Source organism: Methylorubrum podarium (genome assembly GCF_022179745.1).
In the GTDB taxonomy this organism is placed as follows: domain Bacteria; phylum Pseudomonadota; class Alphaproteobacteria; order Rhizobiales; family Beijerinckiaceae; genus Methylobacterium; species Methylobacterium podarium.
In genome coordinates, this window is record NZ_BPRD01000550.1 from 1 (window position 1) to 3,019 (window position 3,019).

General features: G+C 67.5%; 3 protein-coding genes. 1 reads left to right on the forward strand and 2 read right to left on the reverse strand.

The genetic code is table 11. The features are described 5' to 3' along the window. On the forward strand, positions 1-511 hold a 511-nt coding region (locus tag MFF42_RS23265), incomplete at its 5' end, for an NAD-dependent epimerase/dehydratase family protein (RefSeq protein WP_238258105.1). A 56-nt stretch (positions 512-567) separates the two neighbouring features. Here the strand turns inward: MFF42_RS23265 and MFF42_RS23270 are convergent. Together MFF42_RS23270 and MFF42_RS23275 are read right to left on the reverse strand one after the other, a co-directional pair. Then, the gene (locus MFF42_RS23270) at positions 568-1,284 is read right to left on the reverse strand and encodes a nucleotidyltransferase family protein (RefSeq protein WP_238258107.1); all 717 of its coding nucleotides are present in this window, start codon (positions 1,282-1,284) and stop codon (positions 568-570) included. 10 nt (positions 1,285-1,294) lie between these two features. After that, complete coding sequence (locus MFF42_RS23275) at positions 1,295-2,290, reverse strand: SDR family NAD(P)-dependent oxidoreductase (protein WP_238258109.1); 996 nt, start codon at positions 2,288-2,290, stop codon at positions 1,295-1,297. Positions 2,291-3,019: the final 729 nt, after the last annotated feature.

Genomic DNA, 3,019 nt, shown 5'->3' on the forward strand with positions numbered 1-3,019 from the left:
CGCCGCCTCGAAGATCGCGGCGGAAGCCCTTGTTGCCGCCCATGTCGCGACCGGGCGGTGGGCCGTGACGCTGCGCCCGTCCAACATCTACGGCCCCGATCAGATGACCGACACGGTGGTGACCACCCTCCTGGGTCAGCTCGCCAGGACGGACGAGATCGTGCTCCGCGCCCTGCATCCGGTCCGCGACTACGTCTACGTTCGGGATGCCGTCGATGCGCTGCTCGCCGCGGCACGCCGGCCGGACCTGCCGCCGGGCCGCACGCTGAACATCAGCTCCGGTGCCGGGCACTCGGTCCGGGAGCTCGCGGAGGCCGCGATCGCGGCCGTGCGGCGGACCGAGCCGGATCGCAGCATCACGGTCCGACCGGTCGCGGAGCCGGCCGACGCGCCGTCCGACCGCCTCGTCTGCGACAACGCCGCCGCCCGCGCCGCGCTCGACTGGGCGCCGCGCGTCGGTCTCATCGACGGCCTGCAGGCGAGCTACGCTTCGCGGATCGGCCGCTCCTGACGCTTAACGGCGTCCGGCTCTCCGGCCGGGCGGAGGAGGGAAGGGCGGCCGGTTCGTCAGGCCGCCGGCAGGAAATGCTCGGGCCGGGCCGTGAACTGTTCCTGGGCCCGGGCGTAGTCGTCCGGCCGGCCGATATCGATCCAGTCGCAATCCTCGACATAGCTCACGACCTTCTGCGACGACGCCAGGAGCGCGCGCACGAGATCGGGCATGTCGAAGAAGGTGTCGGCCGGAATGAGGGGCGCGACGGCCTTCTTCGAGAGGACGTAGAGGCCCATCGAGGCCTCGAAATGCATCGACGGCTTCTCGCGATACTCCGACACCGTCAGGTCAGGCCCCACGGTGAGCGCCCCGAAATCCGCCTGCAGGGTCCGGCGATGGGTCGCGATCGTGGCGGCGGCGCCGCGATCCAGGTGCTCGCGCACCATCGCCGAGAAGTTCAGCGTCGTCAGGAGGTCGCCGTTCGTGACGATGAAGTGATCGGGCAGCTGATCGAGGTTGGCGGCGATCGGCCCGCTCGTGCCCAGCGGCTTGTCCTCGACCTTGTAGGTGATGTTGAGGCCGAGATTCGACCCGTCCGTGAAGAAGCTCCGGATGAGATGATGGAGATGGTTCACGGCCAGGATGACGTCCGTCACCCCGTGCTGGCGCAGCTGGCGCAGCAGGAGTTCGAGGATCGGCATCTCGCCGATCGGCATCAGGGGCTTGGGCATGACGGCGGTGTAGGGCATCAGGCGCGTGCCCTTGCCGCCGGCGAGAATGATGGCCTTCATCGCTTCGCTCTCAGACGACGTAGCGATCGACGTCCCGCCGATCGTGATGAGAGCGGAAATGGTCGATCGTCCGCTCCAGCCCCTCGCGCAGGCCGACCTTCGGCGCCCAGCCGGACTGCGCCTGGAAGAGGCGGTTGTCCGAGATCAGCCGCTCCACCTCGCTCTTGCTCGGGCGGATGCGCTGCTCGTCCGTCTCGATCACCGCCTTCGAGCCGACGATCTCGAGGATCATGTCCGCCACCTCGCCGACCGTCTGGCCGGAGCCGACGCCGAGGTTGAAGGTGCCGCCCTCGATGCCCGGGGTCACCGCCGCCGTCAGGAAGCCGTTCGCGGTATCCGTGACGAAGGTCAGGTCGCGCACCGGGGTTGTCGAGCCGAGCTTGATCACGCTCCGCTCCGGCTCCAGCGCCTGCATGATGACGGTCGGGATGAAGGCGCGGGCCGATTGACGCGGGCCGTAGGTGTTGAACGGCCGCACGGTGACGACCGGAACCTCGAAGGAGCGATAATAGGACTCGGCGATCTTGTCGGCGCCGATCTTCGAGGCGGAGTAGGGCGATTGCCCCTGGAGCGGATGGGCCTCGTCGATCGGGACGTACTGCGCCGACCCGTAGACCTCGGACGTGCTGGTATGGACGACGCGCTGCACCCCGTGCCGGCGCGCCGCCTCGAGCACGTTGAGCGTGCCCTCGACATTGACCTTCACGTAGTTGCGCGGTGCCAGATACGAGTACGGGATCGCGATCAGGGCGGCGAGATGGAAGATGACGTCGATGTCCGCGGTGATCGCCTGAACGTATTCCGGGTCGATGATATCGCCGAAGACGTAGTCGATCTCGCGGTCGATCTCCGGGGCGATGCCGGACAGGTTCCCGCGATCGCGCATGGCGTTGTAGTGCAGCAGCGCCCTCACCGTCGCGCCCTGCCGCACCGCTTCCTCGGCGAGATGGCTCCCGATGAAGCCGCCCGCGCCCGTGACGAGCACCCGTTTTCCGGAAAGGGTCAAGTGATGCTTCCCATCGTTGGCGGGCGGGACGGCCGATTGTTCGGCAGCGGTCGTCGGACCGCCTCCGGCCCCGGAGGAGCCCTCGGTCGAAGGCCCACGGTGCGGAGCGTCGACCCCAGCGGTTGGGTTCGGGCCATTAGCCTAGTTCCCAGATACCGACAAGCGGCCGCCGGGCAGTGAGCCGCCCTGCCTGGTTAAATCCGGCATCGACGCGAAGAAGCCGCGGCGGTGCGGCGCGGTCTGAGTCCAAGACAGCGCTTCAGAGCCGGTCAAAGAAGGCAACTAAGCAACCTAGACGAATAAAATCGCGCAAAAATTACCTGAGGATATTTCGGCAAAAGCGAACGATCGCGGCTCCCTTCGACGTTGGTGCTTGGCGCCATGACTTGCCCCCGATAGAGATGGACGTACGCGCGCGGGCATGACGGTCTTCGAGCGGTGCTTCGTCGCATCGGCGCGACCTCCGCCGATCGGCGCCTCACACGGGAAGAAACCGGGAGCCTTCCCGGCCTCGAGCGGCGCCTGCGAAAGCGATCTTCGCCGTCGGGCCCTATCGAGACGCGAACGATGGTGTGGCCGCGATTGAGGCGAAGCGAGGCGGGATCGAGCTGATGCAGTTGTTCTACGCGCCGCGATCGCCGTTCTCGCGCAAGATCCTCGCAGCGATCGTCGAACTCGATCTGACGGCGCAGGTCGGCCTGGTCCGGGTCGATCCCTGGACCGACGAGG

Bases quoted from the DNA above. Each gene is read 5' to 3' on its own strand.
- MFF42_RS23270 (WP_238258107.1), bottom strand. From the start codon at position 1,284: ATGAAGGCCATCATTCTCGCCGGCGGCAAGGGCACGCGCCTGATGCCC.